The 26,154-nt window shown below is 38.2% G+C and carries 19 protein-coding genes, 7 tRNA genes and 1 other RNA gene; 20 read left to right on the top strand and 7 right to left on the bottom strand.

What is annotated here, in order from left to right; all coding sequences use genetic code 11:
* The first annotated feature begins 3 nt into the window (after positions 1-3).
* The 4 genes from LC419_RS06480 to LC419_RS06465 all read left to right on the top strand — a co-directional run bounded on the left by LC419_RS06480 (position 4) and on the right by LC419_RS06465 (position 5,855).
* The gene (locus LC419_RS06480; protein ID WP_223606574.1) at positions 4-1,098 is read left to right on the top strand and encodes a DUF695 domain-containing protein; all 1,095 of its coding nucleotides are present in this window, start codon (positions 4-6) and stop codon (positions 1,096-1,098) included.
* A gap of 248 nt (positions 1,099-1,346) precedes the next feature.
* The gene (locus tag LC419_RS06475) at positions 1,347-3,359 is read left to right on the top strand and encodes a BCCT family transporter (RefSeq protein WP_223606572.1); all 2,013 of its coding nucleotides are present in this window, start codon (positions 1,347-1,349) and stop codon (positions 3,357-3,359) included.
* A 140-nt stretch (positions 3,360-3,499) separates the two neighbouring features.
* Positions 3,500-4,423, top strand: coding sequence for a formimidoylglutamase (hutG, locus tag LC419_RS06470; RefSeq protein WP_223606571.1), 924 nt, complete (start codon positions 3,500-3,502; stop codon positions 4,421-4,423).
* Positions 4,424-4,562: 139 nt separating this feature from the next.
* Entirely contained in the window at positions 4,563-5,855 is a 1,293-nt protein-coding gene (locus LC419_RS06465; protein WP_223606570.1) for an aldehyde dehydrogenase family protein, read from the top strand.
* A gap of 193 nt (positions 5,856-6,048) precedes the next feature.
* On the opposite strand, the gene pyk is transcribed toward LC419_RS06465, so the two are convergent.
* Genes pyk through LC419_RS06440 form a run of 5 tightly spaced genes read right to left on the bottom strand, consistent with a single transcriptional unit; the run spans position 6,049 to position 10,227 of the window.
* Positions 6,049-7,494: a pyruvate kinase gene (gene pyk, locus LC419_RS06460; RefSeq protein ID WP_223606569.1), complete on the bottom strand. Its 1,446-nt coding sequence runs from the start codon at positions 7,492-7,494 to the stop codon at positions 6,049-6,051.
* The gene (locus LC419_RS06455) at positions 7,487-7,960 is read right to left on the bottom strand and encodes an IPExxxVDY family protein (protein WP_034723356.1); all 474 of its coding nucleotides are present in this window, start codon (positions 7,958-7,960) and stop codon (positions 7,487-7,489) included. Before LC419_RS06455 ends, pyk begins: the two co-directional genes overlap by 8 nt.
* Entirely contained in the window at positions 7,938-8,699 is a 762-nt protein-coding gene (gene rnc, locus LC419_RS06450; protein WP_223606568.1) for a ribonuclease III, read from the bottom strand. Before rnc ends, LC419_RS06455 begins: the two co-directional genes overlap by 23 nt.
* Positions 8,700-8,708: 9 nt before the next feature.
* Positions 8,709-9,953, bottom strand: coding sequence for a beta-ketoacyl-ACP synthase II (fabF, locus tag LC419_RS06445; RefSeq protein ID WP_223606567.1), 1,245 nt, complete (start codon positions 9,951-9,953; stop codon positions 8,709-8,711).
* Between the two features lie 34 nt (positions 9,954-9,987).
* Positions 9,988-10,227, bottom strand: coding sequence for an acyl carrier protein (locus tag LC419_RS06440; protein WP_002976354.1), 240 nt, complete (start codon positions 10,225-10,227; stop codon positions 9,988-9,990).
* Between the two features lie 445 nt (positions 10,228-10,672).
* Here LC419_RS06440 and LC419_RS06435 point away from each other — a divergent pair, with 445 nt between their 5' ends.
* The 4 genes from LC419_RS06435 (at position 10,673) to LC419_RS06420 (ending at position 15,880) form a co-directional block, all read left to right on the top strand.
* Positions 10,673-12,088 carry an aldehyde dehydrogenase family protein gene (locus LC419_RS06435; protein WP_223606566.1) on the top strand — a complete coding sequence of 472 codons (1,416 nt, stop codon included), beginning with the start codon at positions 10,673-10,675 and terminating at the stop codon, positions 12,086-12,088.
* A gap of 287 nt (positions 12,089-12,375) precedes the next feature.
* Positions 12,376-13,170, top strand: a complete 795-nt coding sequence (locus tag LC419_RS06430; protein ID WP_223606565.1) for an AraC family transcriptional regulator — start codon at positions 12,376-12,378, stop codon at positions 13,168-13,170.
* 126 nt (positions 13,171-13,296) lie between these two features.
* Positions 13,297-14,256, top strand: a complete 960-nt coding sequence (locus LC419_RS06425; protein WP_223606564.1) for a hypothetical protein — start codon at positions 13,297-13,299, stop codon at positions 14,254-14,256.
* Between the two features lie 661 nt (positions 14,257-14,917).
* Positions 14,918-15,880 carry a hypothetical protein gene (locus tag LC419_RS06420; RefSeq protein WP_223606562.1) on the top strand — a complete coding sequence of 321 codons (963 nt, stop codon included), beginning with the start codon at positions 14,918-14,920 and terminating at the stop codon, positions 15,878-15,880.
* 475 nt (positions 15,881-16,355) lie between these two features.
* Here LC419_RS06420 and ssrA read toward each other — a convergent pair.
* Positions 16,356-16,754: a transfer-messenger RNA gene (ssrA, locus tag LC419_RS06415) on the bottom strand.
* A 143-nt stretch (positions 16,755-16,897) separates the two neighbouring features.
* Entirely contained in the window at positions 16,898-20,731 is a 3,834-nt protein-coding gene (locus LC419_RS06410) for a T9SS type B sorting domain-containing protein (protein ID WP_223606561.1), read from the bottom strand.
* Between the two features lie 397 nt (positions 20,732-21,128).
* Here LC419_RS06410 and rpsU point away from each other — a divergent pair, with 397 nt between their 5' ends.
* The 12 genes from rpsU (at position 21,129) to LC419_RS06350 (ending at position 25,995) form a co-directional block, all read left to right on the top strand.
* On the top strand, positions 21,129-21,326 hold the full coding sequence (gene rpsU, locus LC419_RS06405) for a 30S ribosomal protein S21 (RefSeq protein WP_034723363.1): 198 nt from the start codon (positions 21,129-21,131) through the stop codon (positions 21,324-21,326).
* Positions 21,327-21,407: 81 nt separating this feature from the next.
* Positions 21,408-22,295 (top strand): tyrosine-type recombinase/integrase, encoded by an 888-nt coding sequence (locus LC419_RS06400; RefSeq protein WP_223606737.1) that lies wholly within the window; start codon positions 21,408-21,410, stop codon positions 22,293-22,295.
* Positions 22,292-22,582 (top strand): HPF/RaiA family ribosome-associated protein, encoded by a 291-nt coding sequence (locus LC419_RS06395; protein WP_223606560.1) that lies wholly within the window; start codon positions 22,292-22,294, stop codon positions 22,580-22,582. Before LC419_RS06400 ends, LC419_RS06395 begins: the two co-directional genes overlap by 4 nt.
* Positions 22,583-22,690: 108 nt before the next feature.
* Positions 22,691-22,764 (top strand) — tRNA-Thr (locus LC419_RS06390).
* Positions 22,765-22,782: 18 nt separating this feature from the next.
* Positions 22,783-22,863 (top strand) — tRNA-Tyr (locus LC419_RS06385).
* Between the two features lie 86 nt (positions 22,864-22,949).
* Positions 22,950-23,022, top strand: a tRNA-Gly gene (locus tag LC419_RS06380).
* A 98-nt stretch (positions 23,023-23,120) separates the two neighbouring features.
* Positions 23,121-23,194 (top strand) — tRNA-Thr (locus LC419_RS06375).
* A 20-nt stretch (positions 23,195-23,214) separates the two neighbouring features.
* Positions 23,215-23,295 (top strand) — tRNA-Tyr (locus LC419_RS06370).
* Between the two features lie 87 nt (positions 23,296-23,382).
* Positions 23,383-23,455: transfer RNA gene (locus LC419_RS06365), tRNA-Gly, on the top strand.
* A 42-nt stretch (positions 23,456-23,497) separates the two neighbouring features.
* Positions 23,498-23,569: transfer RNA gene (locus tag LC419_RS06360), tRNA-Thr, on the top strand.
* A gap of 374 nt (positions 23,570-23,943) precedes the next feature.
* Complete coding sequence (locus LC419_RS06355; RefSeq protein WP_223606559.1) at positions 23,944-24,624, top strand: response regulator transcription factor; 681 nt, start codon at positions 23,944-23,946, stop codon at positions 24,622-24,624.
* Positions 24,625-25,995, top strand: coding sequence for an ATP-binding protein (locus LC419_RS06350; protein ID WP_223606558.1), 1,371 nt, complete (start codon positions 24,625-24,627; stop codon positions 25,993-25,995).
* Positions 25,996-26,154: the final 159 nt, after the last annotated feature.

The raw sequence follows: 26,154 nt of genomic DNA, 5'->3' as shown, positions 1-26,154 counted from the left end.
AATATGGGGATTTTTGATAAGATTCTGGGTAAAAGGCAGCCGGAAAAAGAAAGCAGAACGTATAAAGAGTTTTGGGATTGGTTTCTGACCCAAGAGAAAACATTTTTTGAAGTTGTTAAAAAGAGAGAACATATTGAAAACCAGTTTTTTGATATGATGGCTCCGGAGCTTTCCAAAATACATGAGGGATATTATTTCCTCTCAGGAATGTCTGATGACCATACGGCAGAGCTTATCATTACCGTAGAAGGCGAGATTAAAAAAATGGTTTTTGCGGAGGAACTTGTCGCCGCAGCTCCGAAGATGGATTGCTGGAAAATAACCGCCCTTAAGCCTGAAACTGATATTGAAAACGTAGGAATCCGGATGAATGACTGCGAGTTCACGAAAGACAATATCTACTTTTACTCCAATGAAATAGACGGCTATCCAGATGAGATCGATCTAGCCTTCGTCTATAGTGACCTGAACGAGGAAAACAGAGGTGCAGCCACAACAGGAATCTGTATTTTTCTGGATAATTTCTTAGGTGAGCTGAATTTTGCCACCCAAATTGATACTTTTAGTGTAATTGGTAAACATGAAGCCGAACAGGAACTAATTCCGATAGAAAAGTTAAAAGAATTTCTTCTCTGGAGAGAAAGGGAATTTACGGAAAAGTATAAAGATATGAAGCTGGAAAGTGAAGACCAGTTTTCTCTTCTTGAAGCCACTTTGGAAAACGGAATGCCGCTTATGGCCACCGTGAATGCCTCTTTACTGAAATACAATGCAAAAGCTTCGTATCCATGGATCTCAGTGCTGAAAATTTCTTACGACGGAAACAGGAATGATGGTTTCCCGGAAGAAAAAGATTACAATACCATGAACATCATCGAAGATTATGCAGTAGAAGTTCTGACTCCTGAAAATGGCCATCTGTACATCGGGAGAGAAACGGCAGACAGCTGTAAAAGCATTTATTTTGCCAGCAAAGACTTCAGACAGCCCTCAAAAGTTTTTGACCAGATCATCAAAGAAAATCCTCAGTATACCATTTCACTCGAAATTTATAAGGATAAATACTGGCAAAGTTTTGAACACTATAACGTCAATTAAAGCAGATTTTTAGCACATCAGGGCACACGAATGAGCCGGAATAGCAGCCCTGATTTTTATTTTTTTATATAAGTTTCCTTATATTGTGCCCCCGTTACTGTTCAGTCTTCGAAGAAAACAGTAACTTTCTATAGTTCTTAAGTACACTCCTTGATAAGGAAAATAAAGCAGTCATATTATTCTTTGAGTACTTCAGCCAGGGCTATGCCGGGTGTCTGTCAATATTAAAATACGAAAAAATAGAGGTGATGAAATTTAAAAATCTAAAGTCTACTTTCAACAAAGGTGTTACTATTCCAAGTCTCATTTTTATTATCGGAACGTGTTTTCTTTCGGCTTTATATCCTAAACCGACGGAAAATATCTTAAACGAGATTAAACAATTCATATTTGTTAATCTGAACTGGGTGTATGTCTGGGCGGTCACTTTGTTTGTGATCTTTTTGGTCTACCTCTTATTCAGTAAATATGCGAACATAAAGCTGGGCGCTAACGACAGCAAACCAGAGTATTCCTTTTTTTCCTGGATTTCAATGTTGTTTGCGGCAGGAATGGGAATCGGGCTGATTTATTTCAGTGTAGCAGAACCTATGCAGCACTATTCTTCCGAAGTTTTTTCCGATAATCATTACGTGAGCAGAGCCAAGCAGGCGCAATTATATACTTTCTTCCACTGGGGAATTCATGCCTGGGCGATTTATGGTGTGGTAGGACTTTCCTTATCATATTTTGCATATCGTTACAGATTGCCACTTTCTTTACGAAGCTGTTTTTATCCGTTGCTGAAAGATAAAATTAACGGCAAATGGGGAAATGCGATTGATGTATTTGCACTGTGCTGTACTTTCTTCGGATTGACCACTACTTTAGGATTTGGTGTCGTACAGATCAGTTCAGGATTAAATATACTCCACATCACTGCGGAAAACAGTTTTACCAATCAGGTGATTATTGTGATCAGCCTTACTTCCCTTTCTGTTTTTTCAGCGATCAGCGGAGTGGATAAAGGCGTAAAGATCTTAAGTAACATTAATGTAATGAGTGTCATTGTCCTCTTACTTTTTGTACTGATATTAGGCCCGACGGTCTATCTGATAGGAAGTTTTACAGATGGATTAGGAAACTATATCAATAATTTTTTCAATCTTACTTTCAATACCCATGTTTACGAAAAGAATGCATTGCCATGGTTCTATGACTGGACTATTTTATACTGGGCGTGGTGGATTTCATGGTCGCCTTATGTAGGATTGTTTATCGCACGAATTTCAAAAGGACGTACCATCAGGGAATTTATTCTGGCAGTTTTGGTACTCCCTACATTATTCAATTTTATCTGGATGTCTGTGTTTGGAAACAGTGCCATCTGGTTCGATTTAAATGTAGCCAACGGAAAATTAAGCCAACTGGCATCCGATCCTGATGCACTGATGTTCCGGTTTTTAGAATATATGCCTTTATCAACCCTGACCGGATTTTTTGTTATTGCCATCATTATTATTTTCTTTGTAACCTCCGCCGATTCCGGAATATTTGTCATGAACAGCATTGCTACTAAAAATTCCACTAAATCTCCGAAATGGCAGATCGTATTCTGGGGTATTTTACTTGCCGTGCTTTCCCTTTTACTGTTAAATGCTGGAGGATTAAAAGCACTTCAAAGCATGACTTTAATTACGGCATTACCTTTTTCAATCATCGTCCTCTTATTTATAGTCAGCCTGATGAAGGGATTGATTATTGACCAGAAATATTATGATACTAATTTTTCTGCTTCCACCGTTCCCTGGTCAGGTGAATTTTGGAAAGAACGTTTAAAAAATATCGTTTCCTTTAAAGATAATTCCTCAGTAGATCATTTTATTCAGGTTAAAACAAAAGAAGCCTTTACAGATCTCCAGCAGGAGTTTGCAGCGAATGGAATTGAAGCGAAAATAAACCATTACGAAAGTCCTGTCAGAACAGAAATAGAAATCCATCAGGGAGTCGTCAATAATTTCATCTATGGAGTCGAAAACAGAGTGAAAACCGTTTCTGAATACATGATCAATGAAGAAAACCTTCCCGATCTGGATGATAAGAAAACCCACTATCCGAGATCCTATTTTGGCGATGGAAGAGAAGGGTATGACGTTCAGTATTTTACAAAGAATGAACTGATTTCCGATGTCCTCAAGCATTATGAGAGATTTCTGGAAATTGTTTCAGAAGAGCGCAATGAAATGTTCATCAGCAGTAATGCCAATCAGGGAAAAGAGTAACCTGAAAAAGCACATTTTCATGGAATGACGGATGTCATGGAACGCTGCTGAAATTGAATACAAGTGAGTTTTAATATCTAAACAATATTATTTAGATTTACCATATAAAACGATGTCATTAAAAATTTAATTTAAATTCTATGTTTCAGGACACTTGGAAAGGCAGATTAGACGGAGAAGAACTTCTTTTCCACAAAATATTTCAGAGAGTTAAAGAAGAACATAATTACGACCAAATTGCGGCAGATGATTTTGTTCTGCACGGTTTTGCCGTAGATGAAGGGGTAAGACGAAATAAAGGCCGTCAGGGATCAAAAGATGCTCCGGATGTCATCCGAAAAAACATGTCTAACTTCCCGGTGATCCGTCCGGATTTTTCCCTTCTGGATTTCGGCAATGTAACCTGTGAAGACGGGGATCTCGAAAGTGCCCAGAACAGTCTTGCTAAAAATGTATCCAAAGTATTGCTGAAAGGTGGGAAATCACTTGTTTTAGGCGGAGGTCATGAAGTAACGTATGCCCATTATTTAGGCGTAAAAACAGCTTTTCCTGAGCAAAAGATCGGCATTATCAATATCGATGCTCATTTTGATAACAGACAGCCTGAAGAAGGAGTAGGGCCAAGCTCAGGTACCGGTTTCTGGCAGATTGCTCAGGAAGGGCAGATCAACTCACTGCATATAGGGATTCAGAGAAATTCAAATACTCTGAAACTCTTTGATACAGCCCATCAGTATGGAATGAAATACATTCTTGCAGACGAACTCTTTTTCGAAAATCTTCCTTCGATTTATCAACGCATCGATGAGCTTACGGAAAGTGTGGATTTTATCTATCTTACGATCTGTATGGATGTTTTCAATGCATCCATCGCCCCGGGAGTTTCTGCTTCCGCATATAATGGTATCTTTGCAGATACGCCTTTTATGCATTTGTACAGGCATATTTTAAAAAGTAAAAAACTCATAGCACTGGATGCTGCAGAAGTGAATCCTTCCCTTGATATTCAGGAAAGAACGGCAAGGCTTGCTGCGTGTCTTGTGAATGAATGGTTTATGATCTGAGGATAAAATTATATTATTTCGATAGAGAAAATCATTCCTTTATTTAGCCTTAAAGGAACAAAATTTGTTACTTTCACGGTGCTTTTTAGAATAAAGGCATTAATAAATTCATTTTTGAATTTAAAACAGAAATTAGATTATGGAACAGTTAATTGAAAATAAGCTTATTAAAGCAGATAAGACATTTTCAGAATGGAGAAAAGTACCGTTTGAACAGAAGCAGAAGCTGATTGCAAAAGCGGCAGAAATTTTAAAAACTAATTCGGAAAAATTCGGCAGGATCATCACCACTGAAATGAATAAACCTATTTCAGAGTCGATTGCTGAGGTGGAAAAATGTGCATTAATGATGAATTATTATGCAGATGCCGAAAATGTTTTAAGACCCGAAAAAGTTGAATCTGAATTTTCTTATTCTGAAGTTCATTACGTTCCGAAAGGTGTAATTTTAGGAGTAATGCCATGGAATTTTCCTTTCTGGCAGGTACTGAGGTTCGCTACACCAGCGATTTTAGCTGGAAATACAGTAGTTCTGAAACATGCTTCCATCTGTTTCGGAAGTGGAAATGCTATTGAACAAATATTCCTTGAAGCAGGTTTTCCGGAAGGTGTTTTCCAGAATCTGGAAGTAGGGCATCAGGCTGTAAAAGAAATTCTTGAGCACGATGCTGTAAAAGGAGTGAGTCTTACAGGTAGCGGAAAAGCCGGTGGAGAAGTAGCTTCAATCGCTGGTTTAAATATCAAAAAATCTTTACTGGAATTAGGTGGAAGTGATGCTTTCATTATTTTCGATGATGCAGATTTAGATGCAGCAGCAAAAGCAGGCGCAAAATCCAGACTTCAGAATTGCGGACAAACCTGTACTGCCGCTAAAAGATTTATTATTGACGAAAAAATTGAAGATAAATTTTTACCGAAATTCATTGAAGAATACAAAACATATGAAATTGGAGATCCTTTAAATAAGGAAACTAAATTAGCAGGAATGGCAAGACCGGACCTGGCTGATGAGTTGGAAGCTCAGTTCAACCGGGCACTGGAAAACGGTGCTGAAATTATTATTCCTTTGGAAAGAATTTCTGAAAATGAATTTAAACCCGGTTTAATTCGCGTTCAGGAAGGAAATCCTATTTTAAAAGAAGAACTTTTTGGACCTCTTGGAATGGTAATGATTGCTAAAAGTGATGAAGAAGCTTTACAAATGGCGAATGATATTCCTTTTGGACTTTCCAACTCCGTTTGGACGAAAAAAGCAGACCGTCAGTTATTTTTTATCGAAAACCTGGAATCAGGAACGGTGAATATCAACAGAATGACGAGTTCTGATCCGCGTTTTCCATTTGGTGGAAGCAAGGGTTCAGGATATGGAACGGAGTTGTCTTTATTGGCTTTAAAAGAGTTTGTAACAGCAAGAACGATCGTGGGGAACTAGTTGTACAAAGTATGATGTAAGCCTATGGTTATGAATATAAAAAATCCCGGAAAGATCTATTTCCGGGATTTTTTTGTATGCTCGTCAAAAAGTAATTTTGCTTATTGCTTATTGCTTATTGCTTATTGCTTATTGCTTATTGCTTATTGCTTATTGCTTATTGCTTATTGCTTATTGCTTATTGCTTATTGCTTTATACAGTGGTCAGTCTCAGTGTATTCGTTTTTCCGCCTTCGTAAGATGGAGTAGCGTTGATATTGATAACAAAATCTCCGCTTTCGATATACCCATGGTTGTGAGTCAGCATATTCACCTGAATGATTGTCTCATCCGTAGACTTTTTCATATCATAATAGTAAGCATGAACGCCCCAAAGAAGGTTAAGCATAGTGATCACCCTTCTGTTTCCACTGTATACAATGATTTGAGAATTCGGTCTGTGAGCAGCAAGCTGGAATGCTGTGTATCCTGAGTGCGTCAATGTAACGATTGCAGAAACGTTAGTCGTTTTAGCAATTCTTACGGCTGCAAGACATACTCTGTTCGTGATGAACCTTTCGTCGATGCAGTTGTAATCTTTTTCCATTGGCTCATTTTTATGTTGGTAAAAATGAGTGGTCTCGATATTCTTTACAATCTTCGTCATGTTTTCAACGACCTGAATCGGATATCTACCTACAGAAGTTTCTCCTGAAAGCATTACAGCATCAGCACCGTCCAATACAGAGTTGGCAACGTCATTTACTTCCGCTCTTGTAGGCGTAAGGCTGTTGATCATGGTTTCCATCATCTGCGTAGCGATAATCACCGGCTTCGAATAGAATCTTGCCTTCTCTACCAAAGTTTTCTGGATTGCTGGAACTTCTTCCATCGGAACTTCCACACCAAGGTCACCACGAGCAACCATCAGTCCGTCACATTCCAATAGAATTTCGTCAATATTTTTAACGCCTTCGGGCTTTTCAATCTTAGCAATGATCGGTGTTTTGAATTTTCCGTTCGGATGGCTGTCGATCAGTTTTTTAAGGTCAATGATATCCTGTGCGTGACGTACGAAAGAAAGGGCGATCCAGTCAACCTCCATGTCAAGCATAAAATTGGCATCCTGAACGTCTTTTTCCGTAAGAGCTGGAAGAGATACATTAGTGTTTGGCAGGTTGACCCCTTTCTTGGAACTTAAAGGTCCCCCTTGGATCGTCTTTGCTTTTACCGTATCTATTTCGTTGGTTTCAATAACTTCCAACATCAGTTTTCCGTCATCAATAAGGATTTTTTCCCCAACTTTTACATCCTGAGGAAACTGTTGGTAGGTCATGTAAACCTTAGTAGAATCTCCTTCTATTTTCTCATTTGTAAAGGTAAGGATATCTCCGGGATTCAGGTAAGAACCTTCTTTTACAACGCCCACTCTCAGTTTCGGGCCCTGAAGGTCTCCTAAGATTCCTATAGAATAGCCGTATTCCTTATTAAGCTCTCTGATAATTTCAATATTATTTCGAACTAAGTCGTAGTCTGCATGTGAAAAATTTATTCTGAAAATATCAACACCCGCTTTCATTAGTCCTAACATTACCTCCTTCGATGATGAAGCAGGCCCTAGTGTTGCAATAATTTTTGTCTTCTTTAAATACTTATTCATAATACTGGATAATTTGATAAAGTTCCTCTTCAGAACTCAGTGTATAGTCTTGTATCGGAAATACAAGATTTTCCGGGAGCAAAATTACGGAAAAATCAGGAATTTGTTCCGATGTATGCAGAATATATTCCACATCTACCTGATTATTTAATAAAAATTTAATGTTTTCTTCTTCTGTGAAGAGCTCGGTCTGCAGTTTTTTTTGCTTACTTTCCGAAGACCGGTTTGAAATGAACGTAAAACACGTTTTCGTAAACTTATGATAAGCCTCAAATCTTGGAAAATAATAGTCGTAATAAGCCCCGTGAATGATCACGTCTTTTTTTCGGGAAAAGGTGAGGCCGTTGATTTGATTAATCTTGTAGAAAAACTCATGAGCAGGTACATCTTTTGCTAATCTTACCAATCCTATGGCAATATCTTCAAATTCTATATCGTCTAGATCATAAAGTTTTTGGATTTCCAAGTATGTTTTCTTTTTTGTTTAAAATATAAAATGCTCTCTGGGCTGCCTTTTCTTCTGCTTTCTTTTTGGAAGTTTCCGTCGCATTAGCAATTTTTTCTTCTCCCAGCCAGACGTGGCACCTGAAGACGACTGCTTTATTAGCCTGAACTTCTTCGCAGGTTTCGTATTTTATATTTACTTTTTTCTTCTGGCTCCATTCAAGCAGAAGACCTTTGTAGCTTACAATTTTATTTTCAAGCTTATTAATTTCAGTAGGCGTAAGTAATCTTTCCAGAATGATCCTTTTGCAGGCGTCATACTGGAAGTCCAGATAAACGGCACCAATAAGTGCCTCAAATAAATTTCCGGAAATATTTTCGCCCAATGCTGCGGATCCCTGCTTTTGCAAAAGATCAATAAGCTTCAGGTCTTCACCTAATTTATTAAGATTCTTCCTATTAACAATTTTAGATTTCATCTGTGTGAGATATCCTTCGTTGGCCTGAGGATAAGTCTGGAACAGATGACAGGAAATAATTGTACCCAAAACAGAATCTCCCAAAAATTCAAGTCGTTCGTAATTACTGTCTTGATTTTTAGAAGAACTTTTTAAAGAAAAAGCTTCCCGGTAAAGAGCTACATTCTGAACCTCCGCGCCCAGCATTTTTTTCAGCTCGGTACTGAGGAAATAGTCTCTCTCCGTTAATTTTCTTTTTCTTTGTCTGAGAAGGAATTTAGAAAAGTATTTCTGTAACTCCATTCATTGAATTTAGATTTTCTTAAATAGAACGCAAGCGTTGTGCCCGCCAAATCCAAAAGTATTGCTCATGGCTACTTTTACATCTTTCTTCACAGCATTAGTGAATGTGAAATTCAGTCTGCTGTCAATGTTTTCATCATCAGTAAAATGGTTGATGGTAGGCGGAACAATACCATGAATAATAGTTCCTAATGCAGCGATAGCTTCAATAACTCCAGCTGCACCCAGAAGGTGACCGGTCATTGATTTTGTAGAATTGATCTGAATATCAAAAGCGTGCTCGCCTAATAATTTCGAAATTGCGTTGGATTCTGCAATATCTCCTAATGGAGTAGAGGTACCATGCATGTTGATATGGTCTACTTCATCAGCAGTTAAGCCTGCGTCTTCCAAACAGTTTTTCATTACCAGATAAGCGCCTAAGCCTTCAGGATGCGGGGCAGTCATATGGTGTGCATCTGCACTCATACCGCCACCTAATAATTCTGCATAAATGGTAGCACCACGTTTTACCGCATGCTCATATTCTTCAAGGATAATCGTTCCTGCTCCTTCTCCCAAAACAAAGCCATCTCTGTCTTTATCAAAAGGTCTTGAAGCGGTGGTAGGGTCATCATTTCTTGTAGAAAGTGCCATCATCGCATTAAATCCACCGACACCACTTGCTGTAACGGCTGCTTCAGAGCCTCCGCATACAATAACGTCTGCTTTTCCTAGTTGGATAATCATCTTGGAATCAATTAAAGCATTGGCTGAAGATGCACAGGCAGATACCGTAGTATAATTCGGCCCGTGAAAACCGTACTCAATTGAAATATGTCCGGGAGTGATATCCGCGATCATTTTAGGAATAAAGAAAGGGTTGAATCTTGGAATTTCCGTATTCGCCCATCCTAAAACCTCAGTCTCGAAAGTCTCTAAACCTCCAATACCGGAACCCCAAATTACACCGACTCTGTTTTTATCAACATTGTCTTCCATAATTCTGGAGTGTGCTACCGCTTCTCTTGCAGCTACTAGCCCAAGCTGAGTATTTCGGTCCATTTTCTTTGCTTCCTTCTTATCGAAATGCTGCAGCGGATCGAAACCTTTTACTTCGCAAGCGAACTTAGTTTTAAAGTTTGTGGCATCAAAAAGAGTAATCGGAGCAGCACCGCTCTCACCTTTAAGAAGATTTTCCCAGTATTCTTTTGCATTATTTCCAATCGGTGTTATTGCGCCAAAACCGGTTACAACTACTCTTTTTAATTCCATAAACTTTTAAAATTTTCTTTTTTGTTGAAGAATATTATTTATTTACTACTTCTTCGATGTAAGCGATAGCGTGACCTACAGTAGTAATTTTTTCAGCCTGATCATCAGGGATTTGAATGTTGAATTCTTTTTCAAATTCCATGATTAACTCAACTGTATCCAATGAATCAGCTCCTAAATCGTTAGTGAAGCTAGCTTCAGGAGTTACTTCTGTTTCTTCAACGTCAAGCTTATCAGCGATGATAGCTTTTACTCTTGATGCAATGTCTGACATAGTAAATTATTTTTTTAATTGTTAGATGGTGCAAATATATAAAATTCTTCACGATAAAACATTTTTTTAGTCTTTTTTGTGGGTAGACTATACTTATTTTATAGTGAGAAGTTTTAGTGTTTTCGTTTTCAGGTATTTATGTTTGCTATGTAAATCATAAGTAAAATAGATGGTGAAAGTAGGTGAAGAAAGTGTGAAATGGTTTGTGGCAGAAGGCTGATCGCATTTATTTCAGTCTGAAACGAGATCAGATCATGAGGAATAAGAACTGATTTATTGTTTGTGGAATTTGAGTATAAAAGATTATTTTAAATTTTCATCGGAGAAACAGACGGGTAATTTTATACGTATTCTGAGCTTTATAACAAAGTTGAATTGAGCCATAGAACAAAATAATTCCTTCGTAATTGTGAGAACTTTGTCCTGTACAATTAAAATAAACAATATGAAACGTATAGAACAAGCTTACATCAACGGTGAATTTATCAGATTACACGGAACAGAAGTATTCGATCTTATTAATCCTTTCAATCATGAAAAAATAGGAGAAGTGGTTTTAGGAGATGAAGCAGATACTCAAAAAGCCATTGTTGCAGCGAAAGAAGCTTTTAAAACATTTTCAAAAACGAAAATTGAAGAACGTGTAGAAATTCTTAGGAACTTAAAGAAGGCTGTAGAAAAACGTGAAGAAGAACTTATTGAAACTATGATCATGGAATATGGCGGAACCCGACAATTCTGCACGGCAGGCTTCCGGAATATGGTGGGCGCTTTTGAACATATGATAGAAACCCTCATTGATTTCGAATTTGAAAGAAAAGCAGGAAATAGCCTTGTACAAATGACCCCGATAGGAGTGGTTGGTATTATTACCCCATGGAATTCCAGCAATGGTTTTATATGCAGTAAATTTGCCACAGCAGTTGCCGCAGGCTGTACAGTCGTTGTGAAGCCTAGTGAAATGAGTGCACTTCAGACCCAAATCATTATAGAATGTTTTCACGAAGCCGGCTTGCCAAAAGGGATTTTCAATGTCGTGAACGGATTGGGAAATGTTGTGGGAAATGAAATTGTGAACCATCCAGATATTGCTAAAATCTCTTTTACCGGTTCTACCCACACAGGAAAAATGATTGCTAAAGGCGCGGTGGACAGTATGAAAAGAGTAACCTTAGAACTTGGCGGGAAATCACCTAATATTATTCTGGATGATGCTGATTTTACACAGGCCATTCCCCAGGCTGTTTTTGGTGCTTATATGAATAGTGGACAGGCCTGCATTGCGCCAACCCGTTTGCTGGTTCCTCAGTCAAGACTGGAAGAAGTTAATAACATTGCTAAAGAAACAGCACGTCAGGTGGTTGTAGGAAACCCTTCCGATGAGAACACGAATGTAGGTCCTATGGTTTCTGAAAAGCAGTTTGATCGCGTTCAAAGTTACATTCACTTAGGTTTGGAAGAAGGAGCAGAATTATTAGCCGGTGGTATTGGAAAACCGGAGGGTCTTGAAAATGGAAACTTCGTTAAAGCCACTATTTTCACCAATGTCCGAAATGAGATGCGCATTGCACAGGAGGAAATTTTCGGACCTGTACTTTCGATTATCGCTTATGAAAATGAAGAAGAAGCTATTGCGATTGCAAATGATACACCTTATGGATTGGCAGCTTATGTGACATCTTCGGATGAGAGCAGTGCCATCAGGGTGGCTTCTCAGATTGAAGCCGGAAGGGTTTGTGTGAATGGTTTCAAACATGATCCGCTGGCGCCGTTCGGAGGATTCAAGCAGTCGGGGATTGGAAGAGAATTCGGAGCGTTTGGCCTGGAAGAATATTTGGAACCGAAATCAATTTTGGTTTGAATGATCATTAAAAAAAACTGAGTTCGGGATATTTTAGTTTTTATTATCAGATAATGAATTCAGAAGCCTAAAGAGGGAAGCTAATGAAGTCCAAAGATAGAAATACAGGATGTTTTATTGATCTTTTAAAACGACTTCAATACATTTAAAGGAATCGTTAAGTATTTACTGCTCAATAGTAACTTCCACTCTTTTAATCTTAACTTTTTATCCCAAACTCAGGTTAAAAATATTATATTGAACAGTCAAGTCTGAGTTTTTCCGGCTTGACTTTAATCCGAAGAGAAATGTCTGAAAATATAGATTACATCAATTACTCCTGCTACTTTACTGTTTTTCGTGAAGGGGAACAATTTGTTTCCTACAATGCTCTGTCGATGGTGATTTCAGGAGAAATGGAACTTAATGATGGTGTTCACCGAAAAATATTCAGGAGCGGAGATATTTATCTTGTCCGTAAAAATCAATTACTGAAATTTCTGAAAAAACCGGGTGAAGAATTGGAATTCAAATCTTTATCTATCAGGTTTGACGATGAAATGCTGAAGGAGATGAGCTCAGAAGAACAATTTGTACTCCCGGAAAGGTCAAAAATGTTTGCTTTTACTGATGTTTCAGAAGTGAAGCATCTGAAATACTTTATGGAATCCTTGCTTCAGTACCAGAATCTGCTGGAGAATAAATCTCCCGAGCTGGCTTTATTGAAACAGAAAGAAGCTTTAGTCCTCTTATTTGGACAAGATCCGTCATTAAAAAATATCCTGTATGATATTTCTGATCCATATAAAATAGATCTAGAAGGTTTTATGCAGAAGAATTACCATTTCAATGTAAAACTGGACCGTTTTGCTTATCTGACAGGGAGAAGTCTGGCGACCTTCAAACGGGATTTTGAAAAAATATTCGGCACCGCACCGAGAAAATGGCTGTTGGAAAAGAGACTTCAGGAAGCCCGTTATCTTTTGGAAAAAGGAAAGAAAGCAACGGATATCTATCTGGATCTGGGCTTTGAAGATCTTTCCCATTTTTCATTTGCTTTTAAAAAACAATATGGGTTGCCACCGAGCAGGTTTTTATTGTAATCCTGCTGTGTATCATAATGTGTCATGATGTGAAATGTTGATAAAATTACACAAAGGTGTTATTTCTCAGGCGAATAGAGCGTGGTATTTTTGATTATAACAAATTTATAATTAAAAATTTTTATCATGAACATTCAAGAATTAGTATTTAATAGTCTTAATGAGGCATTACCTGAAGATGTAATGAACTTAATTAATGATACAGCAGTTATTGAAAATGTATTTCCTGTCAATCAAGGAGAAATTTTTAACGGACAGATCTTAAAAGCGAATGAAATTATTTGTCAACCGGATGCGACACTGACTTTTACCAATAGTAATGTGCCGTTTTGGGTGATTTATTGCGATAAGTTGAAGTTAAAAAATAACAGTTTTCCGGTAAGGATAGAGATCGATCAATCCATTAATGGGAAAAATGGTGCTAATGGACTTAAAGGAAATGATGGCGCTAATGGAGTAGGAGAGGTCAATAGACAAGGGCAGCCGGGATGGGTTGGACAGGCTGGCTTGGCAGGTGAAAATGGAGAAACCTTAAAAAATCCGAATCTGTATATTATTGCCAAAGAAATTATCTGTATAGACACTCTTCAAAATATTGAAGACTCAAAATTTGTTTTGGATTTTGATGGTATCAGCGGAGGAGACGGCGGAAATGGTGGAAACGGAGGAAATGGCGGGAATGGTTCTAACGGTAAAGAAGGAGCAACCTCCGCCTTTGATTGTAAAGAAGGTCCTGGCCGGGGAGGAAATGGCGCTGAATCCGGAAGAGGTGGAATGGGCGGACAAGGTGGAAATGGAAGTAATGGTTCCGATATTTATTTTGTTTCAACCGCCATATATACAGAAGTATTTGTGAATGCAGCAAAATTTTACATAAGAGGGGGTAATGGAGGTATCGGAGGTAATGGCGGAAAGGCCGGAAAACCGGGGTATGGCGGTAATGGCGGGTCTAAGAATGGTTGGTGCGGACGTGGCCCTGAAGGTTCTGATGGCGTTTATCCGGAGCCCAAAACACTCGGTGATGGCTTGGATGGACAGGATGGTGAAAAAGGAAATGTGTTTAAAGTTACCCTTAGTAATTTTTAATAGTATCCTTACGAATTCTATGATTAGCATACAGATCAATTAAAATATTTCTTTAATTTCAGTTGATCAAATGTGGTAAATATTAAAAAGCGTTTTGTCCTAATTGAAACAAAGCGCTTTTTTGTGGAATTGGATAAATTTGGCGAATTTCAAATATATCCTCTGTCTTTCTTAAAGTAGTTCATCCAATTATTGAATCTCTTCTATTTTTGATATGTTGAAAAGACCGGGAATTTTTTGCTTTTGGATCCAAATCATATTCGAATCCGTAAAATTTTTAGTTCTAATAAACAAATAATTAATCCCAATTTAAAAGTAATGGATAGTAATTAGAAAAATTACCCGAAAGGGTGATTGTTCTATTCTTTATAAAATAAGAAATTTACATTCATAAAACTAAACCCAATCATAGCTAAACAAAAAACTTGAAGTGTTTGCTAACAGAGAGTAATTGATTTCATTAAACAAAAATGAACTGCCATGGGAAGTCAATGAGAATAAATACTGTAAGTTTCTCAAATTATAATTCGAAATACTTAGGATATTAATAAGACTTAAAATGTGACAATCATAGTATTTAGGATTAATGATTGTTTTACAGTGATTTAACAGAAATATTATTTAAAAATTATATACCAGTTCTAATCAAAAAAACAAAACCATGAAAATTTTAATAACGTTTTTATGCACGGTGTTCGCTGTGGCGAACTTCCATTGTCAAAATAGTGAAATTCTAATTTTATCAGGTAAAATTAAATTTACGGACATACCGTCAAAAATTACTAATGCTGTAATTTTAAATACACAAAATGAGTTAACTCAAAGATTACATCAAAGCGGAACCCTGATTCTTAGAGATGTAGAACTAAATCTCGGCAATATCGGAGAAAATGACTCGCTATTCGTGTTAGCGATTGATAAATTAAAATTGGAAAACACTAAAATAATTGCGAATGGAAATTCTCTCGAAGTGTACGCAAATAAAATTGAATTTGATAATAGGTCAAGTATTCAATCATTCAATCAATATTTTGCAAAAAATGGTTTAAATGGGAATGAACAAAATATAAATGGTACAAATGGAAATAATGGAGATAATGGTAGTTTAGTGAAATTTTTTATTTTGGACAAAATTGAAAGTTTAATTACAATTAATTTAAATGCTCAGAATGGAGGGAATGCAGGAAGTGGTATGCCTGGTAAAAATGGTATTAAAGGAAGCAATGGAAGAAATGCGAGGAACGGTGATTTCGGTTCTTGCAGAAGAGGCCCTGGAAGAGGGAGTGATGGAACTAACGGAACCCCAGGAGGGAATGCAGGGAATAGTGGAAATGGAGGGAATGGAGGATTCTTTTTTGTAAATTATATTAATAAAAACCCTTCGACTGAAAATCTTTTTAATCTAACATCTGAAAAAGGTTTAGCGGGTGAATCAGGTGTAATTGGTATTGGGGGAAGAGGTGGTGATGGTGGTGAAGGTGGTTCCAATGCTGGAAATTGTACACATTTAAGTGCTGAAAGAGGACGAGGAAGAAAGGGGGTTGATGGGACTGACGGTGTAAAGGGGATTGACGGAAAATCAGGGGAATCGGGTAAATTGACTGTTCAAAAATATACTTTATAATTTATCGCCTTATATTGTCTTAGCTAGGTAAGACATCCACCATATATAAATAAGTAAAAGGTCTCACAAACAGGAGGCCTTTTTTCGACGAGGTATTTAAATAAACATCTAAGCATATCACTCAAAGAAATGTAGATTCGTACAAATGATTAAGTGTCAATTTCGATTCTTAGATGATTCAGCAATCCGGACCACCATTTTTAATATTGAATCGTTGTTTATTATTCTACTGTAGCTCTACTTCAAAGATTCATATACAAAGCCTTAACAAATAAATTCTGGTTTGTATTCGAAGATAGATTTTTGCACTATAAAATAACTTAGTCAACAATATGTAATTGTTTATACTTGTAGAATATTAATATCTGTTCTTTAGATAACAAAATTAGAAAGCTGATGGAAATTGGGAACAATTTCGGATACAAAATAAAAAAAAGAGAAAATGTAATTATTTACAAATTCTCTTTGGTTTAAAAAGTGGAGTTGGAGGGATTCGAACCCTCGTCCAAACAAGCAATACATAAGATTTCTACATGCTTATTCTACCATTGGTTTTCGACTGAAGGCAGAGGATAGACACCCAACTTCCAGCTTATCTTCTAAAATTTTCGAGTTTCAGCCGAAGCGTCAGAAACCTTATTTCTACATTCCTATATCCCAGGATCAAACGCCGTAGAACGGAGCATTTGTGAGATATCTTGCTTCCTTACTATCTTCGGGAAAGCGCTTGAATCTTACTTTATTCGGATTAAGCTGCAAGAGCGAACTCTTCGTTGCCAGTTAAAGTTGTGTAGCAAGGGATTTAAGAGATCGCGCTACGGTTCTCTGCATGCTTACTTACCCATTGATCTTGCTGTCGAAACCAGTCAACCCCATGAATAAAGTGAATGCAAAGATAGAGATTTTTGTTTACATACGGTTAATGTCACGCATTGCTTTTGAAAAATAAACTCAGTTTTTAAACAAATTATACATAAAACCTGCCGGCAATAATTACTGCCGGCAGGTGAAGATTGATTAATCTCTGTTTTTTAACAGGATCCAACCCGATATTTCGACCGGCTTTTTAGTGATCTTGTCTTCCCAGAATAATCTATACCAATACGTGTCGGAAGGGAGAGGGCTGTCGAGGTATCTTCCATTCCAGATTGGAGTTTTTGTGCTGATTTTGAAAACCGCCTTTCCATACTTGTCAAATATGCTTCCCTCAAAATTTCCATATTTGCTGATTTCAGTAAAATTGATCACATCATTTTTACCGTCGCTGTTGGGAGTGATTACATTTGACATAAAGAAAGTGTAGTAAGTGGCGCTCGTTTCACATAATGCACCTCTGTTCCTTACTTTGATAGAATATTGAGTATTCCTCAGAACATGGGTGAATATATTGGAAGACTGCCAGATCACTCCTCCGTCAATGGAATATTCCGCAGGAAGACTCCCGCTGTTTTTGATGTTAATCGTTAAAGTAGGGTCTTTATAGACAATACTCAGGATTTCCGGAGTAACAATGTATTTTACGGTAGCTGTAAATACTTTAGAACAGAATCCGTTGCTGATGGTTACAGAATAAGTTCCTGCAAGTTCTGCATTGATGGCGCGTGTTGTCGCACCGGTACTCCAGAGATAAGTGTAGTTGAGGCCTGCTCCGGCGTCCAGTATGGATTTATCGCCTTTACAGATTTCAATATCATGTAATGTAGAAACGATTTCAGGGACCACTTTAATCGTTATGGTAGCAGGTGTTTGTGTTGTACATCCATTAGCCCCGGTTCCCGTTACAGTATAAGTTGTGGTAGCAGTGGGTGATACAGTTTGTGTATTTCCGTTGCCGGAAAGCCCTGTCCATGTGTAGGTAGCAGCACCTGTCGCTGTTAACATTACTGATTCTCCGAGACAGATTGTAAGTTTAGGTGCAGAAACACTTATGGCAGGCTGAGTGGTGTTTTTTATGACCGTTACAGCAGCCTGATTGGTACAGCCTGAAGGTGTCGCGCTGGTGATCGTAAGGGTATAGGTTCCGCCGTTGTTGACTATTGGTGTTAAAGTATTCGCTCCCGAAACAATAACACCTCCGTTGCTGACGGTCCATGCAAATGTAGAGCCTGGTGGGTAAACCGAAGCGGTAGCATTTAATGTAACCTGTGGATTGGGACAAGTGATCTGTGTAGGAGAAGCGATATTAACAATAATAGCAGCATCCATAGTGACGGTCGCAGATTTTTGATAAACGCAGCCGGCGGGTGTGGTGACCGTAACGGTATAAGTTCCTGGTGTATTTATGGTATTTGTAGCCCCGTTTACGCCATTTGACCAAACAAATGTATTCCCAGTTCCCTGAGCCGATGCAGTGAGTGCTGTTGAAGATCCCTGGCAGAAAGTCAGATTTCCCGTGATGGTTGCGTTGGGATTGTTTTCCGATGAAATGATCACAGATGCTGGTGTACTGGCGCATATTCCGTTCGATCCGGTTAAAGTATAAGTTCCCGGACTGGTAATTGTGATGGATGGCGTCGTTGCTCCTGTCGACCAGGTATTTCCTGTGGCATTACTTGATGTTAAAGTAACGCTTCCTCCATAGCAGATTGCTGTAGATGATGCCGTAATGGTCGGTACAGGAAATTGTGTGATGGAAAGCTGTAATTGGGCGACTTTAAAACATGTTGAAGATTGTACACGGACATAAATAGTAGCGTTTCCTGATGCGTAAGTTGTGGGATTTGCAATGGTGTTTGTATTTCCGGCGAGAGCATCCGCCTGATTGATATAATAAGCAAAACTTACAGATGCTGTGGTGCTGATGTTCTGTTGTGCGGAGGTAAGATCAAAAATAACCGTTGCTGAATTGGAGCATTGACTTAAGCTAGAATTCTGAACAGTCGGAACAACGCCCTGGGTTACCGTTACAGATTTTGTGTATTCGCAATTGGCCGGTGTTTTTACTGTGACAGTATATATTCCCGGTGCCGTAACAGAAATGGTATTTCCTGTTGTACCTGTAGACCATGTATATATATTTCCTGTTCCGTTTGAAGAAGCGGTAAGTTGTGTACTCGTAGATTCGCAAAGTAATAAATTTCCGGTAACTTCTACATTTGGATTGCTTTCCTGGGTGATTGTAACGGAAGCAGGATTGCTTGTACAGGTTCCGCTTGTATTGGTTAAACTATACGTTCCGGGAGAAGTAATGGTGATCGATTGTGTTGTTGCACCGGTTGACCATGTATTTCCCGTTGTAATACTTGACGTTAAAGTGACATTTCCGCCATGGCATATCGTTGTGGAAGACGGCGTAATGGCTGGAGTGATAGATTGAGTGATGTTTAATTCTAATTGAGCGACTTTAAAACAGGTTCCTGATTTTACACGTACATATAGAGTTGCATTTCCCGAACTGTAAGCTGCCGGAGTGGTAATGGTATTGGTATTTCCGGCAAGAGCATCCGCCTGATTGACATAATAATCAAAACTGACATTGGCAGTGGTGCTGATGTTGGCCTGCGATGAGGTAAGATCAAAAACGGCAGTCGTTGAATTGGAGCATTGGCTTAAACTTGAATTTTGAACAACCGGAACGACCCCTTGAGTCACCGTTACAGATTTTGTATACTGGCAGTTGGCCGGTGTTTTTACCGTCACCGTATAGATTCCCGGTGCCGAAACTGAAATGGTATTCCCTGTTGCACCCGTAGACCAGCTATAAGTATTTCCGGTTCCGTTTGAAGAAGCCGTAAGCTGTGTGGCTGTGGATTCGCAGAGTACAAGATTTCCGGTTATGTCTGCGCTGGGATCTGTGTCCTGGGTAATGGTAACGGAGGCTGGGTTGCTTGTACAGATCCCGTTCGTACTCGTTAAAGTATAGGTTCCGGGAGCTGTTACAGTGATCGTTGGTGTGGTGGCACCTGTAGACCATGTATTTCCGGTTGTATTATTTGAGGTTAAGGTTATATTTCCTCCCGGACATAAAACGGTAGATGAAGACGTGATAGCTGCTGTTAAACTTTTATTTCTAAAAACGATAGCGTTGGTTTGTTTACAGGCATTGATAGTGCTGTTTGTGCTGTTCGGGTCGTGATAATTAATATTATAATAATAGGTAGTCGTCGTATTGACGGTAACCGGTGCTGTGATAGGGTTGGTTCCAGTGGCTGCATTATTGGCGCTATTAAAATAGGTTACCGTAAAATTAGGATTTCCATTTAATATGCCCGCGGATAAGGTGGTGAAGTTGAAAAGAGCAGTGGTTCCGCAAATTCCGATTTCCCGTGGTGAGTTGGCATTTGGGCCGGGTGTTCCCGGTGGAATAAACGGATTCGGAGCTGCTGTAGAATTGTTGAATGGAGAAACAAATGTTGCAGTTCCTCCCCATGTCAGGTTAAAAGTATACACCGTCGTAGACCAGTTATCCAGATAGAGGTAATAAGTCTGCCCTGCCACAACATCCATATACCGGCAGTAAGGATCAGTGTTTCCACCGGCTGATGTCGTATTGTTGTTGGTCATATTCATTCCCGTGCTGGTAAGGGCGCCGGATGCGTTACAACGGATGGGTGACCCCAGGTTGTTGCAGGTTGCATTGGGTCCGTAAATGGCCCAATCATAATCCACAGGTCCTGTAGGAACAAGATTAAAAGTAAGCGTACCGCTTGTTGCAATGGTAAATTTGTACCACACGGAATGATGTTCACCGGATAAGCAACCTCCCACATCTTCGTTAATATTTCCAATTCCGGAAGGTGTATAATTGATATTAGAGTTTCCGCATACTGTTATAGCTGAGCTGCAGTCTTCCTGTGCAGAAAGGGATATACAAAAAATGAATAAAAAGAAGAGGAGTAGTTTTCTTGTCATAATGAAAGAAGTATTTATGGAAAGAAAGTTTTTAACAAATTGTTATTTCCTTATGAATGAATGGTTTGAGTACAGAAAGTATAGGGGCTTATACGTAAAAGAAGAGGAAGAATGAAAGGATTGTTCTTTTCCTGAGGTTTCATAGCAGTCTGGTTTTTAGAGTTTTAATAATTACAAATCTATTGAAATAAATTTATTTTAATAGATTTCGGTTATATTTTAAATTAATTTGATGATTAAGTTAAAATTGTAAACATTTTACACTAAAAACAATTAAATAATACCGTTTAAATAATCGATTAGGTTAAAATAATATCGGTGAAATTATTTTTAAATAATATAATTTGTGAATTAATGAAAAAATGTTAACTTTGCAATCCAAAATGAGATGTAAAATATGTTAATAATTCCAGTAAAAGATGGGGAATCCATCGACAGAGCATTAAAAAAATATAAAAGAAAATTTGATAAAACGGGTACAGTTCGTCAATTGAGATCTAGACAAGCGTTTATTAAGCCTTCTGTAACTTTAAGACAATCTAGACTGAAAGCCGCTTACAAACAAAGAGGCCTTAGTAAGGAAGAACAGGCTTAAGATTTTTCTTAACCACATATAATTCACTTCTTAAATATTCGTATATTTGAGAGGTGAATTTTTGTTTTTACACCTTTCATGATGTTGGATAAATATATAGAATACGTACAGTTCGAGAAGAGGTATTCACCTCATACCGTTACAAGCTACAAAAAAGACCTTGAGGATTTTTCCCATTTCTACCTCAAAACAGAAGGTTCCGACGATATTTCCAAAGCCGACAAAAAAGTCATCAGGAATTTTATTGTTGAACTAAGTGAAAATAATATTTCAAAAAGAAGTATCAACAGAAAATTATCCACTCTTCGAAGTTTTTATTTATTTCTTTTAAAAATCGGTGAAATCAAAGTTTCTCCCGCAGAAAGCATCTCCTCCCTTAAGTTTTATGCTGAAAAACAGATCCCTATCTCACAGGAAGAAATGCAGACCCTGAGTGATCGTGTTCTCCCGGAGCATCATGATCTCCTTGATCAATGTATTATTGAGGTGCTATATCAGACCGGAATGCGTAAAGCCGAGCTTTGTGGCCTGATGTTTGAGTATGTAAATATAGGCGGAAACGAGCTAAGGGTAATAGGAAAGGGAAATAAGGAACGCTTTATTCCCATCTCCGAAGATCTGTCTCATCTGTTGGAAAGTTACTTGGAAATAAGGAAACCGGAAGACCCGTATAAATCATATTTTTTTGTCAATAAAAAGGGTAAAAAACTCTCAGAAAAATTTGTTTATGTGGTAGTTAATAAGTACCTTAGTCTTGTAACAACGAAAGAAAAAAGAAGTCCTCACATCCTTCGGCATAGCTTTGCTACGCATGTTTTGGATAATGGGGCGGAGATCTCCAAAGTAAAAAAAATATTAGGGCATTCCAGTCTTGCAAGTACTCAAGTCTATACGAATGCCAATATTGAACAATTGAAAAAAGTGTTTAATCAGGCTCACCCTCGAGCATCTAAAAAAGAAGAATTATGAAGATTACAGTTCACTCAATTGGTTTAACTCCACACGAACCATTAGAATCACACATTGACAAAAAAGTAAGCAAGTTGGAAACCTTCTATGATAAAATTCATGAGTGTAAGGTATTCCTAAAAGTTGAAAACGCTTCGGACAGAAACAATAAAACTACCGAACTTATCCTGGCCGTTCCGGGTGATGATATCGTTGTAAAAAAGACATCTGAAACTTTTGAAGAAAGTTTGGACCTTTGTGTTGATACTGCTAAAAAGCTACTAATCAAGAAAAAAGAGATGGCGTAAGAAAAAAAGATAAAAAAAGTCATAAAAAAGTTTGAGAATTCAAAAAAACCGTTCTATATTTGCACTCGCAAAAAGGGAACAGCGTTCTTTTGAATTCTTTTTATTTATGCCTCCATAGCTCAGCTGGCCAGAGCACGTGATTTGTAATCTCGGGGTCGTGGGTTCGAATCCCTCTGGAGGCTCATTTAATATAAACTTTTGGGAAGATTCCAGAGTGGCTAAATGGGACTGACTGTAACTCAGTTGCTTCGGCTTCGCAGGTTCGAATCCTGCTCTTCCCACTATTTTATATTAAAAAAAGTCTTGCAGGTTTCAAGAAGTTTTCTTAGATTTGCAGACCGTTACCAATGATTTTGGAAACAAAATTGCGGAAGTAGCTCAGTTGGTAGAGCGTCAGCCTTCCAAGCTGAATGTCGCGAGTTCGACCCTCGTCTTCCGCTCAAAATATAATCACTCTCCATGTGGGTGATTTTTTTTTAACAGCTGAAAAAGCATAGAGTAGATTTTCTCTAAAGCATTCAGACTACATTTTAAAATTGCCTCCATAGCTCAGCTGGCCAGAGCACGTGATTTGTAATCTCGGGGTCGTGGGTTCGAATCCCTCTGGAGGCTCAATTTTAATATAATATTTTGGGAAGATTCCAGAGTGGCTAAATGGGACTGACTGTAACTCAGTTGCTTCGGCTTCGCAGGTTCGAATCCTGCTCTTCCCACTATTTTATATTAAAAAAAGTCTTGCAGATTTAAAAGGATTTTCCTAGATTTGCAAAGCGTTTACCAATAGTTTTGGAAACAAAATTGCGGAAGTAGCTCAGTTGGTAGAGCGTCAGCCTTCCAAGCTGAATGTCGCGAGTTCGACCCTCGTCTTCCGCTCAAAGAAAATCACGCTGATTAGTGTGATTTTTTTTAGTTAGTGCCGACTTAGCTCAGCGGTAGAGTGCTTCCTTGGTAAGGAAGAGGTCACGGGTTCAAGTCCCGTAGTTGGCTCTCCAGATTTCCCGAATTTCTTTCGGGATTTTTTTTGCCCAAAATTTTCCTAATTTAAAATTAAAATTTAACGACGCCGAATGATAGGCCTATAGATCATACGCCCACTTAGTCGAATCAATGCAATTGATTCTCTCTTTACAACCTTATAGTATGTGGTATTAAAATCAAACTTTGTGTTAAAAAAATTAAATACTACTTTAAAAATAATTGCTGAGACTTTTTTATTCTGAATTATCTGAACTAATCGTAGACTGTATTTGTAAATTTAGATGAAAAGGAGTTTTAAAAATGCTGTCTCAATTCCTTTATCATCATAACCCGTAGACAGAAATCATAAAATTTTCGTTAAATTCGTATCAAATAAATTTTTGATGAATATTCTTTTATTGGAAGATGACCTTATTCTCTCGGCAGAACTCTGCAGGTTTTTGGAATCAAACAGCTTTACCTGTGACAAAATATATGACGGTGAAACCTTTCTCCGCCAGATCAAAAACAATACCTACGACCTGTATCTGCTGGATATTAATGTACCCAAAATAAACGGGCTGGATGTATGCCAGACCATCCGTTCTTTCGATAAAAATACACCCATCATCATTATTTCGGCCTACGGAGATATTTCCGATAAAAAAGATGCCTTCACAAGACTGGCCGACGATTATCTGGTAAAACCTTTTCAGTTTGAAGAACTGCTGTTAAGAATCAACTCGCTGTTGAGGAGAAAAGCGCCATCCGACACGGCAGATCAGGATATCATCAGAGTGGATGACCTTATCATTAATAAAACAGAGCAGAAGGTGTACAGAGCCGGCAATGAGATCGCGCTTACGCTAAAAGAATTTCAGCTGCTGGTTTATCTTGCCGAAGCACAGGGAAGAACCGTCTCCAAACAGCAGATCACCGAACACGTATGGGAGCATAACTTCAATACGAATACCAATACCGTAGAAGTCTACATCAATTTTCTGAGAAAGAAGATCGATAAAGATTTTAAACTGAAACTGATACACACCCGTTCCGGTTTCGGATATTACCTAAGCCCATTGTAGATGTCTTTAAAAAGAAAGATAGCATTAACGATCAGTATCGCCTTTTCCCTGCTTTTTGCAATGGTAATGGCGGTTATCTATCTGTCTTTTAATGATTTCAGAAGAGATGAGTTTAAAGAAAGATTCAGACAGCGTCTTGAATTTACCTCCCACTTCATTTCAAAGTCTAAAGATTTCGAAGAAGAAGCTCCGATCTTTTTTAACGAAAACTCGGATAATATCCTTCTCAATGAGACCATCTTGATTTTCAACAGCGAAAAAGAGCTTATCTACAGTACGATCAAAGACCGTAATGTCACCTGGGATAACGCCCTTCTCAAAGAGCTTGACGAAAAGAAAATCATATACACAGAAAAAACAGTTCCCGAAATCTATGCGGCGCTCCGGAATATCAATGGCGAAAACTATTATATCCTCACCAGCGCGTTTGATACCAATGGAAAATCAAAACTGGAATACCTGAAATACCTTCTGATCACAGCGTATGTAATGAGTACCCTTCTGATCGGGTTTTTCAGCTATTACTTTATGGGACAGTTTCTCCGCCCTTTGGAAGATCTGAATACTGAAATTTCAGAAGTCACAGCCCATAAACTCACCACGCAGATTCCTGTTCAGGAGTCGAATGATGAGATCAATGTTCTGGCCAAATCATTTAATACTATGATTGCAAGGCTGGACGATGTTTTTCAGTCGCAGAAAGACTTTACAGCAAGTGCTTCCCATGAAATCAGGACTCCTATTACCAGGATGGCATTTCAGCTGGAAAATTTGATTAAGTTTGAGGAACATTCTCCTGAAACTTTAATTTCCTTAAAACAAATTCAGAAAGACGTTTATCAGCTGTCGGATCTTACCAATTCTCTTTTACTCCTTACCAAATTTGATAAAGAAAATATCCAGAGCATTTACGAAGAGGTAAGAATTGACGAAGTTATTTTTGAAGCTTTCGAAGCCGTAGAAAAAAGCTATCCGTCGCTGAAACTGGACTTCCTGATCTCTGAAGATACTTCTGAAAACGGTCTTCTGACCATAAGTGGTATTCAGTCCCTGCTGGTGATTGTCTTTATCAACCTCTTTAAAAATGCAGCGGTCTACTCTGATGATGAGGAAGTGGATGTTCTGATCACGGAGACAAACGATCAGCTTACGGTAGATGTGATCTCTCGCGGCAATACAATTCCTGAAGAAGAGCAGTCCAAATTATTTGAAGCTTTTATGCGCGGAAATAATTCCCAAAACATTTCCGGCTCCGGTCTCGGACTTCGAATTGTCAAAAGAATCCTTGAATACCACGGCGCAGAGATCATATATTCTTCTCCTGCCGAACAGACCAATACGTTCAGTATCATCTTTAATAAACAAATATAATAAAGCTCTCACGCTGTACTTCTATAAAATATGGGCGCCTTGCATTCTATCTTCCGGCTTCCAACCTGTCATTTTTCCGACAAATACAGCATTGATCGATGTTCATAATCCAAATTTAATTTTTTTTTAAGGCTCCTTTAAGGTCGTTTTAATCGTATA

This window comes from Chryseobacterium sp. OSA05B (genome assembly GCF_019970065.1).
Lineage (GTDB): Bacteria > Bacteroidota > Bacteroidia > Flavobacteriales > Weeksellaceae > Chryseobacterium.
This window is presented reverse-complemented; position numbering and strand designations above follow the sequence as displayed.

Excerpts from the sequence above, each read along its gene's own strand:
- rpsU (WP_034723363.1), top strand. The coding sequence starts at position 21,129 with ATGTTAATAATTCCAGTAAAAGATGGGGAATCCATCGACAGAGCATTA.
- LC419_RS06425 (WP_223606564.1), top strand. The coding sequence starts at position 13,297 with ATGAACATTCAAGAATTAGTATTTAATAGTCTTAATGAGGCATTACCT.
- hutG (WP_223606571.1), top strand. The coding sequence starts at position 3,500 with ATGTTTCAGGACACTTGGAAAGGCAGATTAGACGGAGAAGAACTTCTT.
- LC419_RS06410 (WP_223606561.1), bottom strand. The coding sequence starts at position 20,731 with ATGACAAGAAAACTACTCCTCTTCTTTTTATTCATTTTTTGTATATCC.
- pyk (WP_223606569.1), bottom strand. The coding sequence starts at position 7,494 with ATGAATAAGTATTTAAAGAAGACAAAAATTATTGCAACACTAGGGCCT.
- LC419_RS06355 (WP_223606559.1), top strand. The coding sequence starts at position 23,944 with ATGAATATTCTTTTATTGGAAGATGACCTTATTCTCTCGGCAGAACTC.
- LC419_RS06395 (WP_223606560.1), top strand. The coding sequence starts at position 22,292 with ATGAAGATTACAGTTCACTCAATTGGTTTAACTCCACACGAACCATTA.
- LC419_RS06350 (WP_223606558.1), top strand. The coding sequence starts at position 24,625 with ATGTCTTTAAAAAGAAAGATAGCATTAACGATCAGTATCGCCTTTTCC.
- LC419_RS06465 (WP_223606570.1), top strand. The coding sequence starts at position 4,563 with ATGGAACAGTTAATTGAAAATAAGCTTATTAAAGCAGATAAGACATTT.
- LC419_RS06480 (WP_223606574.1), top strand. The coding sequence starts at position 4 with ATGGGGATTTTTGATAAGATTCTGGGTAAAAGGCAGCCGGAAAAAGAA.
- LC419_RS06420 (WP_223606562.1), top strand. The coding sequence starts at position 14,918 with ATGAAAATTTTAATAACGTTTTTATGCACGGTGTTCGCTGTGGCGAAC.
- LC419_RS06440 (WP_002976354.1), bottom strand. The coding sequence starts at position 10,227 with ATGTCAGACATTGCATCAAGAGTAAAAGCTATCATCGCTGATAAGCTT.
- rnc (WP_223606568.1), bottom strand. The coding sequence starts at position 8,699 with ATGGAGTTACAGAAATACTTTTCTAAATTCCTTCTCAGACAAAGAAAA.
- LC419_RS06435 (WP_223606566.1), top strand. The coding sequence starts at position 10,673 with ATGAAACGTATAGAACAAGCTTACATCAACGGTGAATTTATCAGATTA.
- LC419_RS06475 (WP_223606572.1), top strand. The coding sequence starts at position 1,347 with ATGAAATTTAAAAATCTAAAGTCTACTTTCAACAAAGGTGTTACTATT.
- fabF (WP_223606567.1), bottom strand. The coding sequence starts at position 9,953 with ATGGAATTAAAAAGAGTAGTTGTAACCGGTTTTGGCGCAATAACACCG.
- LC419_RS06430 (WP_223606565.1), top strand. The coding sequence starts at position 12,376 with ATGTCTGAAAATATAGATTACATCAATTACTCCTGCTACTTTACTGTT.
- LC419_RS06400 (WP_223606737.1), top strand. The coding sequence starts at position 21,408 with ATGTTGGATAAATATATAGAATACGTACAGTTCGAGAAGAGGTATTCA.